Below are 25,506 nucleotides of genomic sequence, written 5' to 3'. Positions count from 1 at the left end.
CCATGAACAGGCGTTGTTCTTGCGGGCCTCATCGCCAGCAGGCTGGCTCCCACAATGGATCTGCGTGTACAGGATCACTGTGGGAGCCAGCCTGCTGGCGATGAGGCCAGTCCAGCCAATACAAAACTATTGAGCACTTCGCGCCGGCAACAGCTTCAACGTACTGCGCGTATTGGCCGTGACTTCTTCGTTATTGAAGTGCGCCTCGTAGTAAATCCCTTCGACATACGCCTCGGCCTGGTCTTCGTAGTGGCTGTCGAACGGCACGCCGCTCTGGCCGACCGGGTTGATGGTCAGGCTGTGGGCCGGGTCGGCAAAGTCCACCAGGCGCCGCGTCGACGGGCCATACGTCACCGGCCACGGCGCCGGGCCGATCTTGGCCGAGAGGTTGTTCGGCACTTCATGGGTGCCGGGCGCCGCGAACGGGCCGACGTTGAAGATTCGGTCCAGCGGCTTCTGCACGCCCAAAGGGTGATCGTGGGTCAGGGTGTGCGCCTTGCCCCACTGCCAGTGCGCGACGTCAGGGCCAAGGGTCGTCTTTAGGTGGGCGATGCTCGCTTGCCAGGCCACTTTCACTGTATCGGCGCGGGTTTCCTTGCCGAGGGTGTTGCGGTTGTCCCACCACGGCGAATCGGCCGTCGCGGCCAGGCGGGGTAGCGCAGCGTCGATCACGCGAGTCGAGAGCAGGGTCTCGAAAAAATCATTCCCCAGCTCATCGTGCATCGTCGCGTCGGCCAGGTTGAACAGGAACTGGTTGAACAGCGTGGCGCTGGTGGAATCCAGCGGGTAATCGCCTTTCCATTGCGCCAGTTGCTCGACCAGTTTCAGTTCGGCGGGATCGCTCACCCCTTCACGCAGTACCGGCAACAGCGGCGCCAACAGACGCGGGCCGTAGGCGGTGGTGGTGCCCAGTTGCAGCTTCTGGTTGGCCTCGTTGTCCCATTTCACGCTCTTGTCGCTGAGCTGATGATTGAGTTGCTGGCCGCGATCGGCGAGGTTGTAGTAACCGGGAATCTCCATGCCAGTCGGCGAAACGGGCTGAAAGTTCGCCGAGACGATGTAGCCGCGCGCCGGATTTTCTTCCTGCGGGTTGGCGCTGAACGGGTAGAAACCCTCCTTGTCCGCCTGATTGGTGCTGCCGTCGAGGATGAAACCGGGCTTCACCCCGGCCGCACGCTTGGGCAGCAGCGCCGAGGCCCACCAACCGATGTCGCCCTTGGCGTTGGCGTAGACGATGTTCAATCCCGGTGCCTGAACCTTGGCCGCTGCGGCGCGGGCCTTGGCCAGGGTGTCGGCGCGGTTGAGCTGGTAGAAACCTTCGAGGATCGGGTTCGGCGTTTCAAGGAACGCCCACCACATGGACACCGGTGTCTTGCCGGCGGCGCTGCCCAGCACATCGTTGATGATCGGACCGTGGGGCGACTGGCGCAGCTTCAGGGTGACCGGCGCCTGGCCTTTCACCGCGATCTGTTGCTCGGTGTTGACCATGTCGACCCATTTGCCGCGATACCAGACCTGGTTCGGGTTGTCCGGGTTGATCTTCTCGGCGATCAGGTCGAGGTCGTCGTTCTGGAACATCGTCAGGCTCCAGCCGAAGTCCAGGTTGTGGCCGAGAAAGGCAAACGGCACCAGCGCCTGATGATGACCGTAGAGCTCGAAGCCCGGCGCCGACAATTGCGCCTCGTACCATACCGACGGCACCGAGAAGCGAATGTGCGGGTCACCGGCCAGCAGCGGCTTGCCGCTTTTGCTGCGGTTGCCGGCAATCACCCAGGCGTTGCTGCCTTCGAACTGCGGCAGGCCGTTGTCGGCCAAGGCCTGTTCGCTCAGGCGGGCGAGGGCGTTCAGGTCTTTCCAGTCACCGGCAGCGAGGGCGGGGCCGGGTGTTGAGCGCGTCTTGGCCAATACGCCTTTGGGCTGCCAGTCGAGTTCGAAAACACTCAGGTACTCGACACCCAGTTGGTCGCGCACAAACGTCAGTAAAGGTTCGGTGCGAAACGCGGCGGCAAAACTGTACGCCATGTAACCGGCGACGCTGATGCTGTCTTCGGCGGTGAACGGGCGCTTGTGGATGCCCAGCACGTCGAACTCCACGGGCGCCGCGTGAGTGTCCTGATACTGGTTGATGCCATCCAGATAGGCTTCCAGCGCCTTCCATGCCGGTGACTGACGATCCAGTGCGGCCACATAACTCTCGGCGCGCTCCCGGATACGCAAGCTGCGGAACAGTTTGTCGGTGTCGATCAGTTTCGGACCGAGGATTTCGGCCAGCTCACCCCGGGCGAGGCGGCGCATGGCTTCCATCTGGAACAACCGATCCTGAGCCTGCACGTAGCCGAGGGTGCGGTAGAGGTCGGTTTCGTTTTCGGCGCGGATATGCGGCACGCCGCGCTCGTCGTAACGCACGGTCACCGAGCCCTGAAGATGCTGCAACTCCACCTGGCCCTGGCGCGTCGGCTGCTTGATGTACACGTACCCGCCGACCCCGATGACGAGCGTGACGATCAGCAATACAAGTACGGTCAGGACGCGTTTCATGGTGACTCCTTGTTCTTCGGGATTGCCGCCCGTGCGGGCTGCAAACATGTAGCACAGACCTTCTGTACCGGGCATCGCGGTCCTGGAAAAGTCAGGATTGCCTTACTTCGCTTCCTCCGGCCAAGGACAGTAGCAACCGACCGCCAGCGTATGGGTGGCGCCCACCGCACGACCTTCGCTGAGTGCTTGCAGGATGGGCTCGATAAAGCTGTTGTTCGAATTGCAGGTCAGGCCTTCGCTGTACGGGCCGAAGTAGGCCAGTTTGCCGCTGCGGTCCCAGATCGCCACCGCCGGGCTGGCGGGGATCTGTTCGGAACCCGGGAGAACGGTGATGGTTTTCAGGCGGCTCAAGGTGCTGGGCAACTGACCGTGGCTGCCGGGTTTTTGGACCGCGTAAAACTCCACGCCCTGCGGTACGTATTGATCGACCAGTTCAGTCAGGTGTTGCTGGTTGCCGACATTGCACGGGCAGGCCGGGTCCCAGAAGTGCACCAGGCGTATGGCGCCGGGGCCGGCGAGGTCGGCGGGCAGGCGCAGCGGATCACCGGAAAATAACGCGGTGTGCGAACTGAATGCGCGCAGGTAGCGCCCCTGAAACCAGTCATAGGCCGCCCACAAGACGCCGGCACACACGAGGGCGAGCAGGCTGGCAAGCAGTGTGGTGCGGTAGGCCGGGCGCATGGGTTTCAATCCTCGAAGGTCGGCTAGCTTGCCATGCTTGCCGCGACAGATGAATATCGCAGGCCCATAAAGTCTGTTTAACGCTCTGGAAATAGCTCATGTCTGCCACTTTCGACCCCGATCATTTGCGCGCCAGCCTGCGGCCATTGGCCGAATGGCAGCCGCTTTCGGTGGAGGCGCTGGCCTATCAGCGGTTTTACGGGCTGGATTTTCCGGGGCGAATGCTGCGCCGCGGATTGGGGCGTTTCGAGGTCGATGGCTATGAAGTGGTCAGCCAGGTCTGGTGGCCTGACCAGGCGAAGGCGACGCTGTTTATGTTCCATGGCTTCTACGACCACACCGGGCTCTACCGGCATGTGATCGAGTGGGCGCTGGATCAGGGCTTCGCAGTGATTGCCTGCGACTTGCCGGGGCATGGTCTGTCCAGTGGCGAGCGGGCGAGCATCAAGGATTTCGCCGAGTATCAGCACACCCTGGAAGGGTTGCTTGCCGAGGCGCAGTCGCTTGACCTCCCACAGCCGTGGCACCTGTGCGGGCAAAGTACTGGCGGGGCGATCGTGATCGATCATGTACTTAACCACGGTGCAGACAGTCCGGCCCAGGGTCAGGTGATTCTGCTGTCACCGCTGGTTCGGCCGCGCGCCTGGGGCTGGTCGCAGCTCAGTTATTACCTGCTCAAGCCTTTCGTGAACGGCATTGCCCGGCGCTTCAGCGAGAATTCCAACGACCCTGAGTTCCTGTCGTTCCTGCAAGCCGATCCGTTGCAAGCGCTGCGACTGCCAACGGCGTGGGTCGGTGCGTTGGCGCGGTGGATCAAGCGAATCGAGGCGGCACCGAACAGTCCACGGCGACCGCTGATTGTGCAGGGGCAGTCGGACATGACGGTGGATTGGGAGCATAACCTTGAGGTGTTGAAGGCCAAGTTTGATCGGCCGCAGGTATTGATGCTGCCAGAGGCGCGGCATCATCTGGCGAATGAGACGGTTGGGTTGCGGCGGGAGTATTTCGGGTTTTTGACCAAGCGGATCAAGGGTCGGAATCTTTAGCGCAAGTGAGGGCCTCATCGCGGGCAAGTCGGTGTATCAGGCGCTAAAGATTACTGATTGAGATTCGCTGGATCCTGCCCCACCGCCAACCCCGCCCGAATGGCTGCCAGCGCTGCCTGGTAATACGCCTTGCCCTCGGTGGACTCGGCAAACGTGGCGAACTCTTCCAGTTCTTCATCCGACAGATCGCGATACACATACAACAGCGTGTTGTTCAGATCAGCACCAATCTGTTCCATCAAACGCTGGCGCTGTCCGTTCAACACCCCTTGCGCCTGACCGCCACCGAGCAACCCCGGGATCATCGAACTCAGGCTGTCAGCCGCGACACCGGCGATCGCCAGGCTGACTTCCGCACCAGCCTCGCGAGCGGGCAGGGCCTGGGCCAGGTGGCCGATGATCAGCAGACGGCTGTCACTGGCCTGAATCTTCGGCAAACCCTTGGCGTTTTTCGCCAGTTGATCGCGACGGGTCGCCAGCAATTCGGCGGCGACGATTTTCTTGCCCAGGGGCGATTGAAAGAAGGTCAGCGCAGGTTGCGGATCGGCGAGGCTTTTACGCAATTGAGCTTCGGCGCGCTGGTCCACGGCCTGGGAGGCGAAACGTTGATTGCTGTTGTTCACCAAGGCTTGAAACACCGCCGGTGGCAGGCTGTTCTGGTAGCGCTGCTGAGCGGCAGAGAGGGCGTCGTTAAAATGCGCGCGCTGATCTGGCCAACCGGCGACCTTGTACAACTGGTCGTGGCCGTCTGCCCAAGCGGGCAACACACAGAGCATCAGCAATGAAAAAAACAAACGGCGCATAGGGACTCCTGTCAGCAGGCGACTATTCTCCGTGCGGCTTTCGTACTTGTCGAGAATTCGTATCAGTAATCCGACAAATCCTCCGCCGCGCGGCTCTGTCGGATTTGCAGGCACAGGAATACTATGCGCGCCATGCAAATATCCTCTGATCACCCGCTGCTGTTACGTATCGTCGACGACCTGGCCGAGCGCGGCTGGTCGCAGCAGAATATTTTCCTGCCTCTGGGTCTGACCCGGGAACTGGCGGCTGAGTGCCGTAAACGTGCAGCCGAGGGCGAATTGGCCCCGGCGGCCGTGGGGCGAGGGCCGACGTCGGAGATTCGCGAGGGGATCCGCGGCGACCACATCCAGTGGATCGAGCCCGGCCAGGCGTTGGCGTGCGACAGTTACCTGAGCTTGATGGACAGCCTGCGCGAGGCGATGAATCGCGGGTTGTACCTGGGCCTGGAAGATTTCGAAAGCCATTTCGCCCTGTACCCGCCCGGTGCGTTTTACCTCAAGCATGTCGATCGTTTTCGGGATGACGACCGGCGCATGGTTTCGGCGGTGATCTACCTCAATGACGGCTGGCTGCCCGAGCACGGAGGCCAGTTGCGCATGTATTTGGAGGACGGCGTCGAACACGACGTGGTGCCCACTGGCGGATGCCTGGTGGTGTTTCTGTCAGGCGAGGTGCCTCACGAAGTCCTGCCCGCGACCCGGGATCGCCTTTCATTGACGGGCTGGTTCCGGCGCCGCGGTAACGAGCCGTTCTGATCATGCAGAAGATTCTGGTAAGCCGCTGCCTGCTGGGCCATCGCGTGCGTTACGACGGCGGGGCGAGCGGGCCGTTCGATCAGCTTCAACAGTGGCTCGATGAAGGTCGCGTGGTGCCGTTGTGCCCGGAGGTTGCCGGTGGTTTGCCAACACCCAGGGCCGCAGCGGAAATTCCGGGCGGGCAGGGCGGTGAAGTGCTGGATGGCCACGCCTCCGTCATCACTACCGAGGGTGAGGACGTCAGCGCCGAGTTTCTCTCGGGGGCTTATCAGGCGCTGGAGTTGGTGCGAAAGCACGGCATCCGCATCGCCGTGCTCAAGGCCAACAGCCCGTCGTGCGGGAACTTGCTGACGTATGACGGGAGCTTCAGCGGTGTGAAGGTCAGCGGCGAGGGGGTGACGGCGGCGTTGCTCAAGCGCCATGGTGTGCAAGTCTTCAGTGAGTTGGAGCTGGCCGAAGCGTCCGCTGCATTGACCGCGCAAGACTAACCACCTACACACCCTGCAGGAGTGAGCCTGCTCGCGATGAGGCCATACCAGTCAACGGTGATGTTGAATGTTAGGCCGCTATCGCGAGCAGGCTCACTCCTATAGGGTTGGTCGTCAGTCCGGGATCAGGGTTTGGGCGTCACACTCGCATCCGCCCCAAACCACTTCTGCTCCAGCGCCTCCAGTCGACCATCCGCCTTGATCCGCTTCAACGCAGCTTCCAGGCTGGCGTGAAACGCCGGGTTACCCTTCTGAAACGGAATCGCCAAATCCACAGCCGGGGCGGTTTTCGGCTTTTCTTCCGTCAGCGACTGCACCAACAGGATCGAACGCGGCTCTTCTTTCTGCGCGATCAATTGCGCATTGGTTTGAATGTAAGGCTCGGTGAAGTCGAAACGATCCTTGAGATCCGGGGTCATTGCTATGTGGTTGATGGCGATGTCGTACTTGCCGGTTTCAACGCCGGACAACAGGTCGCTGGAATCGGTCACGACGAAGTCGGCCCGCACGTCCAGTTCGTTGGCCAGCTGTTGGCCCAATTCCACTTCGAAGCCGGTGAGTTTGCCCTCGTCCTTGAAATTGAAGGGGGGTGTATTAGCCTCAAGGGCAATACGCAGTTCGCCCCGATCGTTTACATCGTCAATCAGTTCGGCATGGGCCAAAGGGCTCAAAAGGGGTAGCAGGCAGATCAGGCCAGGCAAAAAGCGCATGGTCACTCCTTTGAATACATTTATCGCGATGCTCTGATTCAGGCTCGCTTTGCTATGGTTGTCGAGGTCCTTCGACAACAAATGGCCGTGAAGTTGTCTCGGCCACGCGGATTTTACGGAAAAACTGGAGAAGAGAATGAAAACGTTTATGTCACGAGCAGCATTCGCTGGGCTGCTGCTGAGTGCTTCGATGCTGGCAACGGCTGCGACTCCGGCGCCCAAGGGTGCAGAAGTGTTTATCGTATCTCCCGCAGACGGCGCCACTGTCCCGGAAACCTTCACCGTCAAATTCGGCGTCAAGGACATCGCCCTGGCACCGGCCGGGGATGTCACCAAGAACACCGGTCACCACCACTTGCTGATCGATGTCGACAAACTGCCGGCCGCCGGCGCACCGATTCCGCTGGATGCTAACCACATGCACTTCGGCAAGGCGCAGACCCAGGCCGAAATCAAACTGGCCCCGGGCAAACACACCTTGCAGCTTGAGCTGGGCGACAGCGGACACATGCCGTTCGATCCGCCCATCGTGTCGAAGAAGATCACCGTCAACGTCAAATGACACGGTAGCGCATGAAAAAGGAGCCCCGAAGGGCTCCTTTTTTTGTCGCTCAAGTCACTGTCAGAACAACACGCGGCAACGAATAGTGCCGTTGATGTGCTGCAGTTTCTCCTGGGCGATTTCCGAGTAATCGGCGTCTACGTCGATGACCACGTAGCCGACTTTCTCGTTGGTCTGCAGGAACTGACCGGAGATGTTGATGCCGTTTTCGGCGAAGACCTTGTTGATCTCGCTCATCACACCCGGAATGTTCTGGTGGATGTGCAGCAGGCGGTGCTTGCCAGGGTGAGCCGGCAGGGCCACTTCCGGGAAGTTCACCGAAGACACCGAGGTGCCGTTGTCGCTGTACTTGACCAGTTTTTCTGCCACTTCCAGACCGATGTTGGCCTGCGCCTCGGCGGTGGAACCACCGATGTGCGGGGTCAGGATCACGTTGTCCAGGCCACGCAGCGGGCTTTCGAACTCTTCGTCGTTGGAGCGTGGCTCCACCGGGAACACGTCGATGGCCGCGCCGATCAGGTGCTTGTCCTTGATCGCGTCCGCCAGGGCGTCCAGTTCGACCACGGTGCCGCGTGCGGCGTTGATCAGAATGCCGCCCTTCTTTATGGCGCGGATTTCCTTCTCGCCGATCATCCACTGGGTCGCCGCGGTTTCCGGAACGTGCAGGGTAACGATGTCGGACATGCCCAGAAGCTCGGTCAGGTTACCGACCTGGGTTGCATTGCCCAATGGCAGCTTGGTCACGGTGTCGTAGAAGTACACCTGCATGCCCAGGCCTTCCGCCAGGACCGACAGTTGAGTGCCGATCGAGCCGTAGCCGACGATGCCCAGCTTCTTGCCGCGGATCTCGAAGGAGTTGGCCGCGCTCTTGATCCAGCCGCCACGGTGGCAGGATGCGTTTTTCTCAGGAATGCCGCGCAGCAACAGGATCGCTTCGGCCAGCACCAGCTCGGCAACGGAGCGAGTGTTGGAGTACGGGGCGTTGAACACCGCGATGCCGCGTTCGCGCGCCGCGTTCAGGTCGACCTGGTTGGTGCCGATGCAGAAACACCCCACAGCCACGAGCTTCTTCGCGTGATCGAAGATCTCTTCGGTCAGTTGAGTGCGAGAGCGAATGCCGATGAAGTGCGCATCAGCGATCTTTTCCTTCAGCTGGGCTTCCGGCAGAGAACCAGTGAGGTACTCGATGCTGGTGTAGCCCGCCGACTTGAGGACGTCGACAGCCGATTGGTGGACGCCTTCGAGAAGAAGGAACTTGATCTTGCTCTTATCGAGAGAAGTCTTGCTCATCTGCGTAAACCTGTATCCCGGAGAAAAATGGCAGGAAATAGTCAGGGTGCCCTGTCTTATACGTACTGATCCTTTTTGACGGCGTCTGTTGCCGTCATGCTGCGTTGCCGCTCCTCGCCATAGCGGGCTATGACTCGTCGCGGCGCCTTGCCTGACGACAACAGCCACTCGTCAAAAGAGGATCGTACGTATAAAACAGGGCACATAACGCTGACCCGGACGGCAAGAATGCCGTCACCGCAGAATAGCCGTTGGGCACTACCCTGCGGGGTCGGTATGCTAGCATACGCACCCCGCTAAACACTCATTCCTGCGACGTGAAGCGTTCTCAGGATGACCATGAATTGTTCGAGAGTTCTGTCGATGACCAATCCTGCCCTGATTGATGAGCTGAAGACCCTGGTTGAGCCTGGCAAGGTGTTGACCGACGCCGACTCCCTGAATACTTATGGCAAGGATTGGACCAAGCATTTCGCCCCGGCCCCGACCGCCATCGTGTTCCCCAAGACCACCGAGCAGGTCCAGGCCATTGTCCGTTGGGCCAACACGCACAAGGTGGCGCTGGTGCCGTCCGGCGGTCGTACCGGTCTTTCCGCCGCTGCGGTGGCGGCCAATGGTGAAGTGGTCGTGTCGTTCGACTACATGAACCAGATTCTCGACGTGAACCTGACCGACCGCACGGCCGTGTGCCAGCCAGGCGTGGTCACCGAGCATCTGCAGAACGTGGCTGAAGAAAAAGGCCTGTATTACCCCGTGGATTTTGCGTCGGCGGGTTCGAGCCAGATTGGCGGCAATATCGGCACCAATGCCGGCGGGATCAAGGTGATTCGCTACGGCATGACCCGCAACTGGGTAGCCGGCATGAAAGTCGTCACCGGCAAGGGCGATCTGCTGGAACTGAACCGCGACCTGATCAAGAACGCCACCGGCTACGACCTGCGTCAGCTGTTCATCGGCGCCGAAGGCACCCTCGGGTTTGTCGTCGAAGCAACCATGCGCCTGGACCGTGCGCCGAAAAATCTCACCGCGATGGTCCTCGGCACCGCCGATTTCGACTCGATCATGCCGGTGCTGCACGCGTTCCAGAGCAAACTCGACCTGACCGCCTTCGAGTTCTTCTCCGACAAGGCCCTGGCCAAGGTCATGGCCCGCGGCGACGTGCCGGCGGCGTTTGAAACCGATTGCCCGTTCTACGCGCTGCTGGAATTCGAAGCGACCACCGAAGAAGTGGCCAACCACGCCCTGGAAACCTTTGAGCACTGCGTTGAGCAGGGCTGGGTGCTGGACGGCGTCATGAGCCAGAGCGAAACCCAGCTGCAGAACCTGTGGAAACTACGCGAATACATTTCCGAAACCATTTCCCACTGGACGCCATACAAGAACGACATTTCGGTCACCGTGTCGAAAGTCCCGGCATTCCTGAAGGAAATCGACGCAATTGTCGGCGAACACTACCCGGATTTCGAAATCGTCTGGTTCGGCCACATCGGCGACGGCAACCTGCACTTGAACATCCTCAAGCCGGAAAACCTGAGCAAGGACGAGTTCTTCGCCAAGTGCGCCACCGTCAACAAATGGGTGTTCGAAACCGTCGAGAAGTACAACGGCTCGATTTCCGCCGAACACGGCGTGGGCATGACCAAGCGTGATTATTTAACCTACAGCCGCTCGCCGGTCGAGATCGAATACATGAAAGCCGTCAAGGCGGTGTTCGACCCGAACGGCATCATGAACCCGGGCAAAATCTTCGCTGTTTGAATCAACGGAACAGGAGTCGGTAATGAGCTATCAGCACCAGTATGTCGACGGTACGCGTATTCACTTCCCGCTGGGGAAAGTGGTGTGCATCGGCCGTAACTACGCCGAACACGCCAAGGAACTGGACAATCCGGTGCCTACCGAGCCGCTGCTGTTCATCAAGCCAGGCAGTTGCGTGGTGCCGCTGGAAGGCGGGTTCAGCATTCCGACCGAGCGCGGTTCGGTGCATTACGAAGCGGAAATCGCGGTGTTGATCGGCAAGCCGTTGTCGACCAAGCCAAGCCGTGAAGAAGTGCTGGATGCGATTTCCGGTTTCGCCCCGGCCCTGGACCTGACGTTGCGCGACAAGCAGGCCGAGCTGAAATCCAAGGGCCTGCCGTGGGAAATCGCCAAGTCCTTCGACGGCGCGGCGGTGATTGCGCCGTTCGTGTCCGGCAGCACCTTTGCCGACCTGACTGACATCGGCATTCGCCTGACCATCAATGGCGAAGTGCGCCAGGATGGCAACAGCAGCGCCATGCTCAACCCGATCGTGCCGATGATCCAGCACATGGCCGGTTGCTTCTCGCTGCAGGCCGGGGACGTGATCCTGACCGGCACGCCAGTGGGCGTTGGCCCGCTGAATGTCGGTGATGAACTGGTGATCGAACTGTCCGGCGCGAGCAGTTTCACCAGCAGCGTCCGTTAACCCAAACACCGCAAAACCCTGTAGGCGTGAGCCTGCTCGCGATACCGGCCTGTCATTCGACATCTCTGTTGACTGACACGCCCTCATCGCGAGCAGGCTCGCTCCGACATCGGTTTGTGGTGGCCCGCAGAAGGGCAATCCCGCCATTTCCCGTTTTTTTCACATCTTGTCTGGATAATTCCGCGGATTCCGGCGTCTGAGCCGGTCCCAATTGTGCTATTACCCGTAGCCTGAATTTCTGGAACGCATCCTGAATGGCCACCCGACCGCTGCCCACTGTCAAAACTGCCCGCCGCTCGCGCTTTGTCATGCGTTGGTATTCCTGGCTTTTGCTGGTGGCTGTCGCCGTTTATGGCCTCGCCTTTGCGATGCATTGGGACGATCGCGGTGTGCTCTGGCTGCATGAGCGTTTTGAAAGCCCGGCCGAGCGTCAGGAAAGTATCTGGCTACCGGATTACCGCGCAGTGATCGACGCCAAGCTGCTGCCGGGCATGGAGAAGGACGAAGCGTCGGACCTGGCCTACAACCCGCACACCAAAACCCTGTTTTCGGTCATGGGCAAAAACCCGTTCCTCGTTGAGCTGACCTTGCAAGGCGATGTCCTGCGCAAGATGCCGCTGGTGGGCTGGAGCAACCCTGAAGGCCTGACCATGATGGGCAATGGTCTGCTGGCCATCGTCGATGAGCGTGAGCATATGCTCTCCATCGTCAAGGTCGATGCCGACACGCGTGAACTGAACATCGCCAACTTCCCTAAATACGACCTCGGCCCTTCGAAAGACCAGAACAAGGCCTTCGAAGCCATCGTCTATGACCCGCGCAATCAGCAAATCCTCCTGGGTGAGGAGCGTCCGCCTGCGCTGTTCAGCTGGAAAAGCGACGGCAGCCAGACCCTCAAGGGCGACAAGCAGAAACTCGCCAATGACGAACTCGACATCCGCAACCTCTCGGGACTGGCCATCGACCCGCGCACAGGCCACACCCTGGTGCTGTCCGCCGATTCCCACTTGTTGCTGGAACTGGACGAGAAGGGCGAGCAGGTCAGCTTCATGACCTTGCTGGGCGGCTTCAACGGCTTGAAGAAGACCATTCCGCGCGCCGAAGGCGTGACCATGGACGAGGCGGGCACGCTGTACATGGTGAGTGAGCCGAACCTGTTCTACCGTTTCGAAAAGCAGAAATAGGCGCTCAGAATCCAGGCGTTGTGGTCAAAGGCAACTGGCCATTAAGCTTGAATTCATACAGGCGTGATATTTCATCCGCCTGTTTCTGTTTCCGAGCCCGCCTGAATGCGCCGACTTGCCCGTCCCAAACCCCTTATTTTGATCCTGACAGTCATTGCACTGGTCGCGCTGATTGCGGTTGGCCAATACATGCGTCTGTTCGAGCGCGCCTGGTTCAACCTGCACACCCTCTGGCAACCTTTAAGCAGCGAGTCCATCGGCCTGGATCAATACCGGGTGGAGATCGAAGCCCGGGTCATTGACGGGCTGAACGACGACGTGTCGGCGCTGACCTTCGATCCGGTGCGCAAAAGCCTGTTTACCGTCACCAACAAAAACGCCGAGCTGATCGAGCTGTCGCTGGACGGGCGGATCGTCCGACGCATTTCGCTGGTCGGCTTCGGTGATCCGGAGGCGGTGGAGTTCATCAGCGCCGACACATACGTGATCACCGATGAACGCCAGCAGCGGCTGATCAAGATTCATCTGGATAAGGACACGACGTTCCTCGACGCGGCGGACGCCGAGCAGATGACCCTCGGCGTGCACATGAGCGGCAACAAGGGTTTCGAAGGCCTGGCTTACGATTCGGTGGGCAAGCGCCTGTTCGTCGCCAAAGAGCGCGACCCGATGTTGATCTACGAAGTGCAGGGCTTCCCGCATTACAACCCGGAGAAATCCTACGCGGTGCACGTGGTCAACAACCCCAAGCGCGATGCCGGGATGTTCGTGCGAGACCTGTCGAGCCTGCAATACGACGAGCGCAGCGGCCATTTGCTGGCGCTGTCCGACGAGTCGCGGCTGATTCTGGAACTGGATGTGGACGGGCGACCGCTGAGCACCATGTCGCTGAGCAAGGGGCGACAGGGGTTGCAGAAGACCGTGCCGCAAGCGGAAGGCATCGCCATGGATGACGATGGCACGATGTACCTGGTGAGCGAGCCGAACCTGTTCTACGTCTTCAAAAAACCAGCGCAGAACTAACAAACACCGCAAAACCTATTGTAGGAGCGAAGCTTGCTCGCGAAGAGGCCGTAACAATCGACAGAGATGTTGAATGTGACGGCCTCTTCGCGAGCAAGCTTCGCTCCTACTGGGAGTGCGGGGTCAGGCCTTGAGGGTTTTCACGCCTTCGCTAGTGCCCAGCAGCAGCAAATCCGCCGGACGCGCCGCGAACAAACCATTGGTGACCACGCCCACAATGGCGTTGATCTGCGCCTCGAGCTCCACCGGGTTGGTGATCTGCATGTTGAACACGTCGAGGATGATGTTGCCGTTGTCGGTCAACACGCCTTCACGGTAGACCGGGTCGCCGCCGAGCTTCACCAGCTCGCGGGCCACATGGCTGCGGGCCATCGGGATCACTTCGACCGGCAGCGGGAACGCGCCGAGCACCGGCACCAGTTTGCTGGCGTCGGCGATGCAGATGAAGGTCTTGGCCACGGCCGCGACAATTTTCTCGCGGGTCAGGGCCGCGCCGCCGCCCTTGATCAAGTTCAGGTGCTCGTCGCTTTCATCGGCGCCGTCGACATAAAACTCCAGGTCGCTGACGGTGTTCAGCTCATACACCGGAATGCCGTGGCCCTTGAGGCGAGCGGCGGTGGCTTCGGAGCTGGCGACCGCGCCGTCAAACGCGCCTTTGTGCTTGGCCAGGGCGTCGATGAAGCAGTTGGCGGTGGAGCCGGTGCCGACCCCGACAATGCTCTTGTCGTCGAGTTTCGGGAGGATGAAGTCGACGGCGGCCTGAGCCACTGCCTGTTTGAGTTGATCCTGGGTCATGCGGGCTCCGAGGTGCCGAAGGAGGGAACGAAAGGCCAGCATTATAGGCTTCGGGGCAGGGAAGGTCATTGCCCGATTGGCGGGTGCGACGGTATGTCTGAGCGAGCAGAGTCTTGTGGCGAGGGAGCTTGCTCCCGCTGGAGCGCGAAGCGGTCCTCTCGCATTCCTTCCGGCATACCGCGCCAGCAGGGTTTGCGACTGCTGCGCAGCCGAGCGGGAGCAAGCTCCCTCGCCACAAGGTATGTGCCTGGCCTTAAAACCACCTGTTTAGTGTGGTCGTCCGCCCGAAAGCCGGGTTAGACTCCTTGGCCCTGCCCAACCCGCTCAGTGATGCTTTCCGATGCTCGAACAGTACGTCAAAAAGATCCTCACCTCGCGCGTTTATGACGTTGCCGTAGAAACCCCGTTGCAGACTGCTCGCCAGCTCTCCGAGCGCCTGGGCAATTCCATTTGGCTCAAGCGTGAAGACTTGCAGCCGGTGTTCTCGTTCAAGATTCGCGGCGCCTACAACAAGTTGACGCAGTTGAGCGATGAAGAGCGCGCTCGCGGTGTGGTCACCGCCTCGGCGGGCAACCACGCGCAGGGTCTGGCCCTGGCGGCAAAAGTGCTGGGCGTGAAAGCCACCATCGTCATGCCCAAGACCACCCCGGAAATCAAGGTCGAAGGCGTGCGTTCCCGTGGCGGCAAAGTCGTGCTGCACGGCGATTCGTTCCCGGAAGCCCTGGCCTACTCGCTCAAACTGGTCGACGAAAAAGGCTACGTCTACATTCACCCTTACGACGATCCCCACACTATTGCCGGGCAGGGCACCGTGGCGATGGAGATTCTGCGCCAGCACCCCGGGCGCCTGGATGCGATCTTCGTTCCGGTGGGCGGCGGCGGGTTGATCGCCGGGATCGCGGCATATGTGAAATACCTGCGCCCTGAAATCAAAATCATCGGCGTCGAACCGGACGATTCCAACTGCCTGCAAGCGGCCATGGCGGCCGGCGAGCGCGTGGTACTGCCGACCGTGGGCCTGTTCGCCGATGGTGTCGCGGTGGCGCAGATCGGTCAGCACACCTTCGATATCTGCAAAGACTACGTCGATGAAGTGATCACCGTCAGCACCGACGAAATCTGCGCGGCGATCAAGGACATCTACGACGATACCCGCTCGATCACCGAACCTGCCGGCGCCCTGGGCGTGGCCGGGATCAAGAAGTACGTCGAGCAACGCGGTGTCACCGGGCACACCTTTGTCGCCATCGATTCCGGCGCCAACGTCAACTTCGACCGCTTGCGCCACGTTGCCGAGCGCGCCGAGCTGGGCGAGGGCCGCGAAGCCATCATCGCCGTGACCATTCCCGAGAAACCGGGCAGCTTCAAGGCGTTCTGCGAAGCCATCGGCAAGCGCCAGATCACCGAATTCAACTACCGCTACAACACTGGCAGCGAAGCGCATATCTTCGTCGGCGTGCAGACGCATCCGGAAACCGACCCGTGCAGTGCGCTGATCGCCAGCCTCAGCGAGCAGGGTTTCCCGGTGCTGGACCTGACCGATAACGAACTGGCCAAGTTGCACATACGTCACATGGTCGGTGGCCGCGCGGCCCAGGTCGTCGATGAAGTGGTGCTGCGCTTTGAATTCCCGGAACGTCCGGGTGCGCTGTTCAACTTCCTCAACAAGCTCGGCGGGCGCTGGAACATCTCGATGTTCCACTACCGCAACCACGGCGCGGCGGATGGCCGTGTGGTCGCGGGCTTGCAAGTGCCTCACGACGAACGTCATCTGGTTCCTGCGGCGCTTGAGGAAATCGGTTACCCGTACTGGGATGAAAGCGACAATCCGGCCTATCAGCTGTTTCTCGGCTGAGCGGCTACGCTGATGGGCAGTCTCTAAGGAAGTCGAACAATGGAAACGTTAACCGCCCTGAAAATGGCGCACACCGCGGCGACGGCAATATTGTTGGGCTGTGCGCTGGGCTTGGGGATATGGTTTTGGCAAACGCGGCGTCGTGGTGATGCGACTGCTGCAGCGCGCACGTTGCAACGGCCTCGGGTGTTCGTTTGGCTGTTGATGGGCCTGGCGCTGCTGAGCATGCCATTCACCGGCTGGTGGATGGTGCATCTGGTGGGCTGGCCGTTGGGGCAGACGTGGTTGCTCGCGTCGAGTGTGCTTTACACCCTGGCAGCGTTGGGGTGGTTCTGGTTGTTGGTGCGGCTGAACAAGCTGCGTACTGCGCCGGGCGGCAGCGGCAAGTTCACCTTTGCTCTCGCGCTGTTCAGCTTTGTCTGCTTTATCGCCATTGCGGGGTTGATGGGCGCCAAGCCGGTTTAAGGCTTGAAGCCGAGGCGATCCCTTCGCGGGCAAGCCTCGCTCCTACAGGTGATGTGTCGAGTCTGTAGTCGGCTACTACCACAAATCCTGTAGGAGCGAGGCTTGCCCGCGAAAGCAATTTCAGTCGCGCAACGAAATTACCGGCCAGCCACGCTGCTCGGCCTCGGCGCGCAAATTCGGATCAGGATCGACCGCCACCGGATTCGCCACTTGCTCCAGCAACGCAAAATCATTCATCGAGTCGCTGTAGAAATAGCTGTCTTCCAGCGAATGCCCGGTCTCTTCCAGCCAACGATTTAACCGCGTGACCTTGCCTTCGCGGAAGCACGGAACATCGGTGCTGCGCCCGGTATAACGGCCATCAACCATCTCGCATTCCGTGGCGATCAGGGTTTCAACCCCCAGACGCTGGGCAATCGGGCCGGTGACGAAACGGTTGGTCGCGGTGATGATCACCAATTTGTCGCCAGCCTCGCGGTGCTTGGCCAGCAAATCGATAGCCTTGGGCAGCACAATCGGCTCAATGCAATCGCGCATGTAATCCAGGTGCCATTGATCCAGTGTGGCCATCTCGGTGCGGCCGAGGACTTCCAGGCAAAAGTTCAGATAAGCATCGTTATCCAGCTTGCCGGCCAGGTAATCCTGATAGAACTCGTCGTTGCGTGCCTTGTAGGCGACGGCATCGAGGAAGCCGCGCTCGCACAGGTAATCGCCCCAGGCGTGGTCACTGTCGCCGCCCAAAAGCGTGTTGTCCAAGTCGAATAAAGCCAGCCGCATTGCAGTTACTCGCTGAAAAGTCTGTAGAAAGGCGTCCAGAATACGGACTTTTCACAAGAGTGCACATAAGGTAGGTCGGCTCGTTGCTGCCTTCACAACCTTTGTGGAACAATGCGGCGACATGCGTTTGCGAGGTTGTTGCCGTGATCGACCCCGATGGTTTCCGCCCCAATGTCGGGATCATTCTCACGAATGATGCCGGACAGGTGCTATGGGCTCGCCGTATCAATCAAGATGCCTGGCAGTTTCCACAGGGCGGGATCAACCCCCAGGAGACGCCGGAAGACGCCTTGTACCGCGAGTTGAACGAAGAAGTGGGTCTTGAGCGCGAAGATGTTGAAATTCTCGCCTGCACCCGGGGCTGGTTGCGCTATCGTTTGCCGCAACGTCTGGTCAGAACACACAGCCAACCGCTGTGCATCGGCCAGAAACAGAAATGGTTTCTCCTGCGCCTGATCTCCAACGAGCAGCGGGTGCGGATGGATTTGACCGGTAAACCGGAGTTCGATGGCTGGCGCTGGGTCAGTTATTGGTATCCGTTGGGCCAGGTGGTGACATTCAAGCGCGAGGTGTATCGACGCGCTCTCAAAGAGCTTGCCCCGCGCCTTTTAACGCGCGACTGACGACGGAGTTCGACCCCGAGCCATGCTCAATACGCTGCGCAAGATCGTCCAGGAAGTTAACTCCGCCAAGGATCTCAAGGCGGCGTTGGGGATTATTGTGTTGCGCGTCAAAGAGGCCATGGGCAGCCAGGTCTGCTCGGTCTACCTGCTTGACCCCGAGACCAACCGCTTCGTGCTGATGGCGACCGAGGGCTTGAACAAGCGCTCGATCGGCAAAGTCAGCATGGCACCCAACGAAGGTCTGGTTGGCCTGGTCGGCACGCGTGAAGAACCCCTGAACCTCGAAAACGCCGCGGATCACCCGCGCTACCGCTACTTCGCCGAGACGGGCGAGGAGCGCTACGCCTCCTTCCTCGGGGCGCCGATCATTCACCACCGCCGCGTCGTCGGCGTGTTGGTCATTCAGCAAAAAGAACGCCGCCAGTTCGATGAAGGTGAAGAAGCCTTCCTCGTGACCATGAGCGCGCAACTCGCCGGCGTTATCGCCCACGCCGAAGCCACCGGTTCGATCCGTGGCCTGGGTCGTCAGGGCAAAGGCATCCAGGAAGCCAAGTTCGTCGGTGTACCGGGTTCGCCGGGTGCGGCGGTCGGGACCGCGGTGGTCATGCTGCCGCCGGCCGACCTGGACGTGGTGCCCGACAAGACCATCTCCGATATCGCCGCCGAACTCGGGCTGTTCAAGACCGCCATCGAAGGCGTTCGCGCCGACATGCGTGCCTTGTCCGCCAAATTGGCCTCGCAGCTGCGCCCCGAAGAGCGGGCCTTGTTCGACGTCTACCTGATGATGCTCGCCGACGAAGCGCTGGGCAACGAAGTGACCACGGTGATCAAGACCGGTCAGTGGGCCCAGGGTGCGTTGCGTCAGGTGGTCACCGAGCACGTCAACCGTTTCGAATTGATGGACGACGCCTACCTGCGTGAGCGCGCCTCGGACGTCAAGGACCTTGGCCGCCGTTTGCTCGCCTACTTGCAGGAAGAGCGTCAGCAGAATCTGGTCTATCCGGAAAAAACCATTCTGGTCAGTGAAGAACTGACGCCGGCCATGCTCGGCGAGGTGCCGGAAGGCACGCTGGTCGGTCTGGTCTCGGTCCTCGGTTCGGGTAACTCCCACGTCGCGATCCTCGCCCGGGCGATGGGCATCCCGACGGTGATGGGCCTGGTCGACCTGCCCTATGCCAAGGTCGACGGCATCGAATTGATCGTCGATGGTAATCGCGGCGAGGTCTACACCAACCCCAGCGACGTGCTGCGCAAGCAGTTCGCCGAAGTGGTGGAAGAAGAGAAACAACTGGCGCTGGGTCTGGACTCTTTGCGCGACTTGCCGTGCGTGACCCTCGATGGCCACCGCATGCCGCTGTGGGTCAACACCGGTCTGCTGGCGGACGTGGCGCGAGCGCAGAAGCGTGGTGCCGAAGGGGTCGGTCTGTACCGCACCGAAGTGCCGTTCATGATCAACCAGAGGTTCCCGAGCGAAAAGGAGCAGCTGGCGATCTACCGCGAGCAACTCGCCGCGTTCCATCCGCAACCGGTCACCATGCGTAGCCTGGACATCGGCGGCGACAAGTCGCTGTCGTACTTCCCGATCAAGGAAGACAACCCGTTCCTCGGCTGGCGCGGCATTCGCGTTACCCTCGACCACCCGGAAATCTTCCTGGTGCAGACCCGCGCCATGCTCAAGGCCAGCGAAGGCTTGAACAACCTGCGGATTCTGCTGCCGATGATCTCCGGCACCCATGAACTCGAAGAAGCCCTTCACCTGATTCACCGGGCATGGGGCGAAGTCCGCGACGAAGGCACCGACGTGCCAATGCCGCCGATTGGCGTGATGATCGAGATTCCGGCGGCGGTGTATCAGACCAAGGAACTGGCGCGGCAGGTGGACTTCCTGTCGGTCGGCTCCAACGACCTGACTCAATACCTGCTCGCGGTGGACCGGAACAACCCGCGTGTAGCCGACCTTTACGATTATCTGCACCCGGCGGTGCTGCAAGCGTTGCAGAACGTGGTGCGTGATGCCCACGCCGAAGGCAAGCCTGTGAGCATTTGCGGCGAGATGGCCGGTGACCCGGCGGCGGCGGTGCTGTTGATGGCGATGGGCTTCGACAGCCTGTCGATGAACGCCACCAACCTGCCGAAAGTGAAGTGGATGCTGCGTCAGATCAACCTGAGCAAGGCCCAGGAATTGCTGGCCGAACTGATGACCATCGACAACCCGCAAGTGATCCACAGCTCGCTGCAATTGGCGCTGAAAAACCTTGGGTTGGCGCGAATGGTCAATCCGGCTGTGGTCAAAACCCTCTGAAAGGCTGATGGCCCTGTGGCGAGGGAGCTTGCTCCCGCTGGAGTGCGAAGCGCTCCCAATCGTTTTGCGGCTGCTGCGCAACCGAACGGGAGCAAGCTCCCTCGCCACAGGTGATCGCTAGCCTTCAAATCTTGATCTCCACTTCCCCCAAATGCCCCCATACGGCCCGAAACTCCGTTCGACCATCCGCCGCGTCCCATCCGCCTGAACAATCAACGCCGTACTCGCACGCGTCCCATAAGTCGGACTGGCAATAAACACACTCGACAGCAACGTCTCGGTCGCCAACCCCACCCCGGTATCCGGCAACTCGGCGAAGGGTGCGGTTTGCGGATCTTTCAGCAACGCCAGTAACGCCTCTGGCTGCGGATCCTCCAGCACTTCCTCCAGCGCCGCCCGTGCCTTGAGCAATTTCGGCCACGGCGTATCCAGCCCGGCATTCGACAGCCCATAAATCCCATGCGCCAGCATCACCGCCTCGGACTCCCGCGCATTGAAGTGCCACAGCTCGTTGGCATTGCCGATCAGCAGATTAAATCCGGCATATTCCAGCGAACGTCCGACAACGTCGCTTAAGTAATCATCAATTGGCATATTGCCCAAGAGAAAACCCGCCACCAGCTCACCTCGGGATTTTCGCGATGGAGACTGATTCGGATCACGGATATTGGTCAGCGCAGCAAAACGCCCATTGGCACCAATACCGAGCCAGGTGCCGCCGGCTTCGAGGTCGAGACCGGCGTAGACGTGCGGTGCGTGCGGCCATTGCGCCAGGGGCTGGCTGGGCCGGGCATAGAACTCGTCGCGGTTGGCCGCCACGATCAGCGGCTGGGCGTGACCCGGTCGCCAGGCAAAAACAATCAGGCACATAAGGTGGTCCTTGTGTGTTTTTTGCTCACTCTACGCAGTCGTCGCCTGTCGTTCCATTGCCATCCGCAGTGGAGCCCGAGGCCACGCATCCGTTACCATGCCGCTCCGGTTTTGCCTAAGCATTGAGATCGTCCATGGAATTTCTGCTCTATCTGGCGCTGGGCGCCTGCGCAGGCGTGCTGGCCGGGCTGTTCGGGGTAGGTGGCGGGATCATCATCGTCCCGGTGCTGGTGTTCAGTTTCACCTTGCAGGGCTTCGACGCGTCGATCCTGACCCACCTGGCGGTCGGCACGTCCCTGGCAACGATCATCTTTACGTCGGTCAATGCCGTCCGCGAACATCATCGTCGTGGCGCCGTGCGTTGGCCGATATTCGTGTGGATGACTGTCGGAATTCTGATGGGTGCCGGTTTCGGGGCGCTGACGGCCGAAGCGATCTCCGGCCCGAATCTGCAGAAAATCATCGGTGTGTTTGCGCTGATCATCGCCGCGCAACTGGCGCTGGACGTCAAACCCAAGGCCAGTCGAACGGTGCCCGGCAAACTCGGTCTCACCGTGGCCGGCAGTGTGATTGGCTGGGCCTCGGCGATTTTCGGCATTGGCGGCGGCTCGTTGACCGTGCCGTTCCTGACCTGGCGCAGCGTGCCGATGCAGCAAGCCGTGGCGACTTCGTCGGCTTGCGGCCTGCCCATCGCCTTGGCCAGTGCATCAAGTTTCATGATTCTGGGCTGGCACGATCCCTTGCTGCCGGCCCATAGTCTCGGTTTTATCTATTTGCCGGCGCTGCTGGGGATTGCCCTGACCAGCATGGTGTTCGCCCGTCTCGGTGCGCGACTGGCCCACAGGCTGTCGCCAAAGTTGCTGAAAAGGCTGTTCGCGGCTTTGCTGTTCTGCGTAGGCCTGAGCTTCCTGCTCTAGCTCGCAATGCTGGCTTAATCCTGAGGTGGCAGCGTCGCCCGGGAATTCTGGTTTCAACTTTCAACAAGGAGTCGCAATGCTGCCTTACCCGCAGATCGACCCGGTGGCCCTGGCCATCGGTCCGCTGAAAATCCACTGGTACGGTCTGATGTACCTGATCGGCATCGGCGGCGCCTGGCTGCTGGCATCGCGCCGGCTCAACCGTTTCGACCCGACCTGGACCAAGGAAAAGCTTTCCGACATGGTCTTCTGGATGTCGATGGGCGTTATCGTCGGCGGCCGCCTGGGCTATGTGCTGTTCTACGATCTGAACGCTTATCTGGCCAACCCGACACTGATTTTCGAAGTGTGGAAGGGCGGCATGTCGTTCCATGGCGGCTTCATCGGCGTGATGCTGGCGGCGTTGTGGTTCGGCAAGAAGAACAACAAGTCGTTCTTCCAGCTGATGGATTTCGTCGCGCCGATGGTGCCGATCGGCCTGGGTGCCGGGCGCATCGGTAACTTCATCAACGCCGAGTTGTGGGGTAAGGCGACCGACGTGCCGTGGGCGATGATCTTCCCGACCGATCCGGCGCAACTGGCGCGTCACCCGTCGCAGCTGTACCAGTTCGCGCTCGAAGGCGTGGCCCTGTTTGCCATTCTCTGGCTGTTCTCGCGCAAGCCGCGGCCGACCATGGCGGTGTCCGGGATGTTTGCCCTGTTCTACGGCATCTTCCGTTTCATCGTGGAGTTTGTCCGCGTACCGGACGCGCAACTGGGCTATCTGGCCTGGAACTGGCTGACTATGGGCCAAGTGCTCTGCGTGCCGATGATCGTTGGCGGGCTGTTCCTGATCTGGCTGGCGTATCACCGCGCCCCGGCGACTCCAGCGGCTGCCGTATAAATTCGAATCCCGGGGTGACGGCCCCGGGTTCAAGGACACAGGTAATTCATGAAGCAATATCTCGAACTGGTCGCCCACGTCATCAAGAACGGCACCAAGCAAGCCAACCGCACCGGCGTGAACACCATCAGCTTTCCGGGCGCGATGCTGCGTTATGACCTGAAAGAAGGTTTCCCGGCGATCACCACGCGCAAGATGGCCTTCAAATCGGCCATCGGCGAGATGTGTGGTTTCCTGCGTGGCGTGAACAACGCCGCCGAATTCCGCGCGCTGGGCTGCAAGGTCTGGGATCAGAACGCCAACGAAAACGCGCAGTGGCTGGCCAATCCGTTCCGTCAGGGTGAAGACGACCTTGGCGAAATCTACGGCGTGCAATGGCGCAAATGGCCGGCGTACAAGCAGATTCCGGTCAGCAATCAGGCCGCTATCGAACAGACCCTGAGCCAGGGTTATCGTCAGATCGCCGAAGGCGAGGAAGACGGTCAGGCCTATGTCGTTCTGTACAAGGCGATCGACCAGATCCGCCAGTGCGTCGACACCATCATCAAGGACCCGGGCAGCCGCCGCATTCTGTTCCACGGCTGGAACGTCGCCCAGCTCGATGAAATGGCTTTGCCGCCGTGCCACCTGCTGTACCAGTTCCACCCGAATGTCGAGACCAGGGAAATCTCCCTGACGCTCTACATCCGCTCCAACGACCTGGGCCTGGGCACGCCGTTCAACCTCACCGAAGGCGCCGCGTTGCTGAGCCTGATCGGCCGACTGACCGGCTACACACCGCGCTGGTTCACCTATTTCATCGGTGATGCCCACGTTTACGAAAACCATTTGGACATGCTCAACGAACAGCTCAAGCGCGAGCCGTTCCCGATGCCGAAACTGGTGATCAGTGACCGTGTGCCGGAGTTTGCCAAGACCGGCTTGTATCAGCCGGAGTGGCTGGAGTTGATCGAGCCGAGCGATTTCTCGCTTGAGGGGTATCAGCATCACGCGCCGATGACGGCACCGATGGCCGTCTGATTGTTTGACGGGCAGGGCTGTTTTATTAGAAAAGGTTCTACCTGACTGTCATTTCTGCCAGTAGGCGAATAAATGAGAGGGTGTTTGACTGATCACGAGGCCATCAGGCCGTGGTCAGCAACACCCTCTTTTTATTTCAGGAGCCTTGTCATGAATAACACTGCGGCCGGTGGAACGGACGGCTTTTCGGAGCGACATTTCGGTACAAACCCTCTAAGGAGCGGATTGACAGGAGCACCGTTCGTTGGCTGTGAAAGCCAGTCGGGGCTCTTTCATTTCATTCCGGGCCTCGATCCATGGGGATGCGTGGTGCCCATGGAGGTTTTCACCGGCGCACCGATCTTCGTCGATTCACTTCGAGTGGTCGTGGCGGTAAACGATAGAGAATTTCAGATCGGCGATCAGGTTCGAGTGCAATGGGCGGCGTTTGGCGGTTCGGGGGGTAATTATCAGTCGCAGCCGCAGTCCGTACAGAGTTTTATGCCGTTGCATTTTGTTGTGCCCGACGACACGGCAAGGCAGTTTGAAGGAGACCGGGTCGAGGTCATTTTTGTCATCGAAAGAGGCGGGGGCGCTATACCTTCTGCATCGTTGCTGATGACCTTCGCCCCGGCACTGATGCAAACCGGCCCGGTCTCTATTGAGGGTGTATCTGAAGGCGTTCTGGAGATTGACCCACATCCCGATGGCGTCGTTCTGACCATTCCGCGGATTGAAAACCTGCGAACAAACAACGCTATTGAAATGCTCTGGATAAGTAGCGCGAAGGGCGGTCAGGGCGGAGCCTGGAGAGACTATCAGCGCAAGTTGACGGTCAATCCCGACTCCCCCCTCAAGTTTCGGATTGAGCCCTCTGTCTATCAAAAGCATCGGGGTGAGACCGTTCACCTGCGCTGCAGTCTTTTTCCGGGCTCGGGCATGGTCCCGGGCATCGGTTACGGCATGGGGCATCGAGGCATATTGGAATTCAAGTTGATCTAGTCGCTGATGTGGCGATGGGACTAATGCCCATGACTCCTGCCGACATGGGAATGCTCAACTTCCGTCGCCACCACCCCGCCACTCACTTCCAGCCGCTGCAAAATCCCGCACTGATCAATGTCCGGGCCCTCGCCACAGCGTTGGCGCAGGTCGAGCAGTTGCGTCTGTAACGCCATCAATCCGTCGATCCGCGCTTTCACGTGATGAATGTGCTCGTCGATCAACGCGTTCACGCTTTCGCACTGATCCTGCGGACTGTCGCGCAGGGCCAGCAGGCTGCGGATCTCTTCCAGGGTCATGTCGAGCGTGCGGCAGTTGCGGATGAAGGTCAGGCGTTCGGCGTGGGCCTGAGTGTAGACGCGGTAGTTGCCGTCGCTGCGGGCGGGCTCCGGCAGCAGGTTTTCGCGCTCGTAGTAGCGGATGGTTTCGACGGCGCAGTCGGTGAGTTTCGCCAGTTCTCCAATCTTCATGACAGCAATCTCCAAAAGGGT

General features: G+C 60.3%; 24 protein-coding genes and 1 pseudogene. 16 read left to right on the top strand and 9 right to left on the bottom strand.

The genetic code is table 11. The features are described 5' to 3' along the window. Positions 1-126: 126 nt before the first annotated feature. Positions 127-2,538 carry a penicillin acylase family protein gene (locus HP062_RS19375; RefSeq protein ID WP_172791890.1) on the bottom strand — a complete coding sequence of 804 codons (2,412 nt, stop codon included), beginning with the start codon at positions 2,536-2,538 and terminating at the stop codon, positions 127-129. A gap of 102 nt (positions 2,539-2,640) precedes the next feature. After that, positions 2,641-3,219 (bottom strand): DUF6436 domain-containing protein, encoded by a 579-nt coding sequence (locus HP062_RS19370; RefSeq protein ID WP_083375517.1) that lies wholly within the window; start codon positions 3,217-3,219, stop codon positions 2,641-2,643. Between the two features lie 98 nt (positions 3,220-3,317). Between HP062_RS19370 and HP062_RS19365 the strand changes: the two genes are divergently transcribed. Then, on the top strand, positions 3,318-4,265 hold the full coding sequence (locus tag HP062_RS19365) for an alpha/beta hydrolase (RefSeq protein ID WP_169857162.1): 948 nt from the start codon (positions 3,318-3,320) through the stop codon (positions 4,263-4,265). 50 nt (positions 4,266-4,315) lie between these two features. Here the strand turns inward: HP062_RS19365 and HP062_RS19360 are convergent, their stop codons facing one another. Beyond that, complete coding sequence (locus HP062_RS19360) at positions 4,316-5,068, bottom strand: DUF2059 domain-containing protein (RefSeq protein WP_169857161.1); 753 nt, start codon at positions 5,066-5,068, stop codon at positions 4,316-4,318. 123 nt (positions 5,069-5,191) lie between these two features. Between HP062_RS19360 and HP062_RS19355 the strand changes: the two genes are divergently transcribed. Next, positions 5,192-5,824: a 2OG-Fe(II) oxygenase gene (locus tag HP062_RS19355; protein ID WP_042932493.1), complete on the top strand. Its 633-nt coding sequence runs from the start codon at positions 5,192-5,194 to the stop codon at positions 5,822-5,824. Between the two features lie 2 nt (positions 5,825-5,826). Continuing rightward, complete coding sequence (locus HP062_RS19350) at positions 5,827-6,312, top strand: DUF523 domain-containing protein (RefSeq protein WP_102594808.1); 486 nt, start codon at positions 5,827-5,829, stop codon at positions 6,310-6,312. 125 nt (positions 6,313-6,437) lie between these two features. On the opposite strand, the gene HP062_RS19345 is transcribed toward HP062_RS19350, so the two are convergent. After that, positions 6,438-7,022, bottom strand: a complete 585-nt coding sequence (locus tag HP062_RS19345; protein WP_102594809.1) for a transporter substrate-binding domain-containing protein — start codon at positions 7,020-7,022, stop codon at positions 6,438-6,440. A 136-nt stretch (positions 7,023-7,158) separates the two neighbouring features. On the opposite strand from HP062_RS19345, the gene HP062_RS19340 reads away from it, so the two are divergent. Then, complete coding sequence (locus tag HP062_RS19340) at positions 7,159-7,584, top strand: DUF4399 domain-containing protein (RefSeq protein WP_010466714.1); 426 nt, start codon at positions 7,159-7,161, stop codon at positions 7,582-7,584. Positions 7,585-7,644: 60 nt separating this feature from the next. Here the strand turns inward: HP062_RS19340 and serA are convergent, their stop codons facing one another. After that, positions 7,645-8,874, bottom strand: coding sequence for a phosphoglycerate dehydrogenase (gene serA / locus HP062_RS19335; RefSeq protein WP_010466716.1), 1,230 nt, complete (start codon positions 8,872-8,874; stop codon positions 7,645-7,647). 363 nt (positions 8,875-9,237) lie between these two features. Here serA and HP062_RS19330 point away from each other — a divergent pair, with 363 nt between their 5' ends. From HP062_RS19330 to HP062_RS19315, 4 genes are all read left to right on the top strand, one after another. Next, positions 9,238-10,632, top strand: a complete 1,395-nt coding sequence (locus tag HP062_RS19330) for an FAD-binding oxidoreductase (protein WP_010466719.1) — start codon at positions 9,238-9,240, stop codon at positions 10,630-10,632. A gap of 22 nt (positions 10,633-10,654) precedes the next feature. Beyond that, positions 10,655-11,320: a fumarylacetoacetate hydrolase family protein gene (locus HP062_RS19325; RefSeq protein ID WP_010466720.1), complete on the top strand. Its 666-nt coding sequence runs from the start codon at positions 10,655-10,657 to the stop codon at positions 11,318-11,320. Positions 11,321-11,574: 254 nt separating this feature from the next. Beyond that, complete coding sequence (locus tag HP062_RS19320) at positions 11,575-12,504, top strand: SdiA-regulated domain-containing protein (protein ID WP_154502110.1); 930 nt, start codon at positions 11,575-11,577, stop codon at positions 12,502-12,504. Between the two features lie 105 nt (positions 12,505-12,609). After that, positions 12,610-13,527 (top strand): SdiA-regulated domain-containing protein, encoded by a 918-nt coding sequence (locus HP062_RS19315; RefSeq protein WP_010466724.1) that lies wholly within the window; start codon positions 12,610-12,612, stop codon positions 13,525-13,527. Positions 13,528-13,650: 123 nt separating this feature from the next. Here HP062_RS19315 and rpiA read toward each other — a convergent pair whose 3' ends face one another. After that, positions 13,651-14,322, bottom strand: a complete 672-nt coding sequence (gene rpiA / locus HP062_RS19310; protein ID WP_010466726.1) for a ribose-5-phosphate isomerase RpiA — start codon at positions 14,320-14,322, stop codon at positions 13,651-13,653. Positions 14,323-14,662: 340 nt separating this feature from the next. Between rpiA and ilvA the strand changes: the two genes are divergently transcribed. Continuing rightward, entirely contained in the window at positions 14,663-16,177 is a 1,515-nt protein-coding gene (ilvA, locus tag HP062_RS19305) for a threonine ammonia-lyase, biosynthetic (RefSeq protein WP_172791889.1), read from the top strand. Between the two features lie 39 nt (positions 16,178-16,216). After that, positions 16,217-16,642: a DUF2269 domain-containing protein gene (locus tag HP062_RS19300; RefSeq protein ID WP_077747195.1), complete on the top strand. Its 426-nt coding sequence runs from the start codon at positions 16,217-16,219 to the stop codon at positions 16,640-16,642. A 120-nt stretch (positions 16,643-16,762) separates the two neighbouring features. Here HP062_RS19300 and HP062_RS19295 read toward each other — a convergent pair whose 3' ends face one another. Then, a complete protein-coding gene (locus HP062_RS19295; protein WP_010466731.1) occupies positions 16,763-17,419 on the bottom strand; it encodes an HAD family phosphatase in 657 nt (218 codons plus the stop codon). A 143-nt stretch (positions 17,420-17,562) separates the two neighbouring features. On the opposite strand from HP062_RS19295, the gene HP062_RS19290 reads away from it, so the two are divergent. Continuing rightward, positions 17,563-18,042, top strand: a complete 480-nt coding sequence (locus tag HP062_RS19290; RefSeq protein WP_007945562.1) for an RNA pyrophosphohydrolase — start codon at positions 17,563-17,565, stop codon at positions 18,040-18,042. 22 nt (positions 18,043-18,064) lie between these two features. After that, a complete protein-coding gene (ptsP, locus tag HP062_RS19285; protein ID WP_172791888.1) occupies positions 18,065-20,344 on the top strand; it encodes a phosphoenolpyruvate--protein phosphotransferase in 2,280 nt (759 codons plus the stop codon). Positions 20,345-20,468: 124 nt separating this feature from the next. Here ptsP and HP062_RS19280 read toward each other — a convergent pair. Then, positions 20,469-21,214: pseudogene (locus HP062_RS19280) on the bottom strand (NRDE family protein). Between the two features lie 134 nt (positions 21,215-21,348). Between HP062_RS19280 and HP062_RS19275 the strand changes: the two are divergent. From HP062_RS19275 to HP062_RS19260, 4 genes are all read left to right on the top strand, one after another. Then, entirely contained in the window at positions 21,349-22,131 is a 783-nt protein-coding gene (locus HP062_RS19275; protein ID WP_077747197.1) for a sulfite exporter TauE/SafE family protein, read from the top strand. Between the two features lie 76 nt (positions 22,132-22,207). Further along, positions 22,208-23,014: a prolipoprotein diacylglyceryl transferase gene (gene lgt, locus HP062_RS19270; protein ID WP_010466741.1), complete on the top strand. Its 807-nt coding sequence runs from the start codon at positions 22,208-22,210 to the stop codon at positions 23,012-23,014. 48 nt (positions 23,015-23,062) lie between these two features. Continuing rightward, entirely contained in the window at positions 23,063-24,034 is a 972-nt protein-coding gene (locus HP062_RS19265; RefSeq protein WP_077747198.1) for a thymidylate synthase, read from the top strand. Between the two features lie 150 nt (positions 24,035-24,184). Continuing rightward, positions 24,185-25,015, top strand: coding sequence for a hypothetical protein (locus HP062_RS19260; protein WP_172791886.1), 831 nt, complete (start codon positions 24,185-24,187; stop codon positions 25,013-25,015). Positions 25,016-25,035: 20 nt separating this feature from the next. On the opposite strand, the gene cadR is transcribed toward HP062_RS19260, so the two are convergent. Continuing rightward, positions 25,036-25,485: a Cd(II)/Pb(II)-responsive transcriptional regulator gene (gene cadR / locus HP062_RS19255; RefSeq protein ID WP_010466748.1), complete on the bottom strand. Its 450-nt coding sequence runs from the start codon at positions 25,483-25,485 to the stop codon at positions 25,036-25,038. Positions 25,486-25,506 lie beyond the last annotated feature (21 nt).

Origin of the sequence: Pseudomonas sp. B14-6, assembly GCF_013260315.1 — a bacterium.
GTDB classification, from domain to species: Bacteria; Pseudomonadota; Gammaproteobacteria; order Pseudomonadales; family Pseudomonadaceae; genus Aquipseudomonas; species Aquipseudomonas mandelii.
Note: the sequence above shows the minus strand (reverse complement) of the source record. Positions and strands in the feature narration are given on the sequence as shown.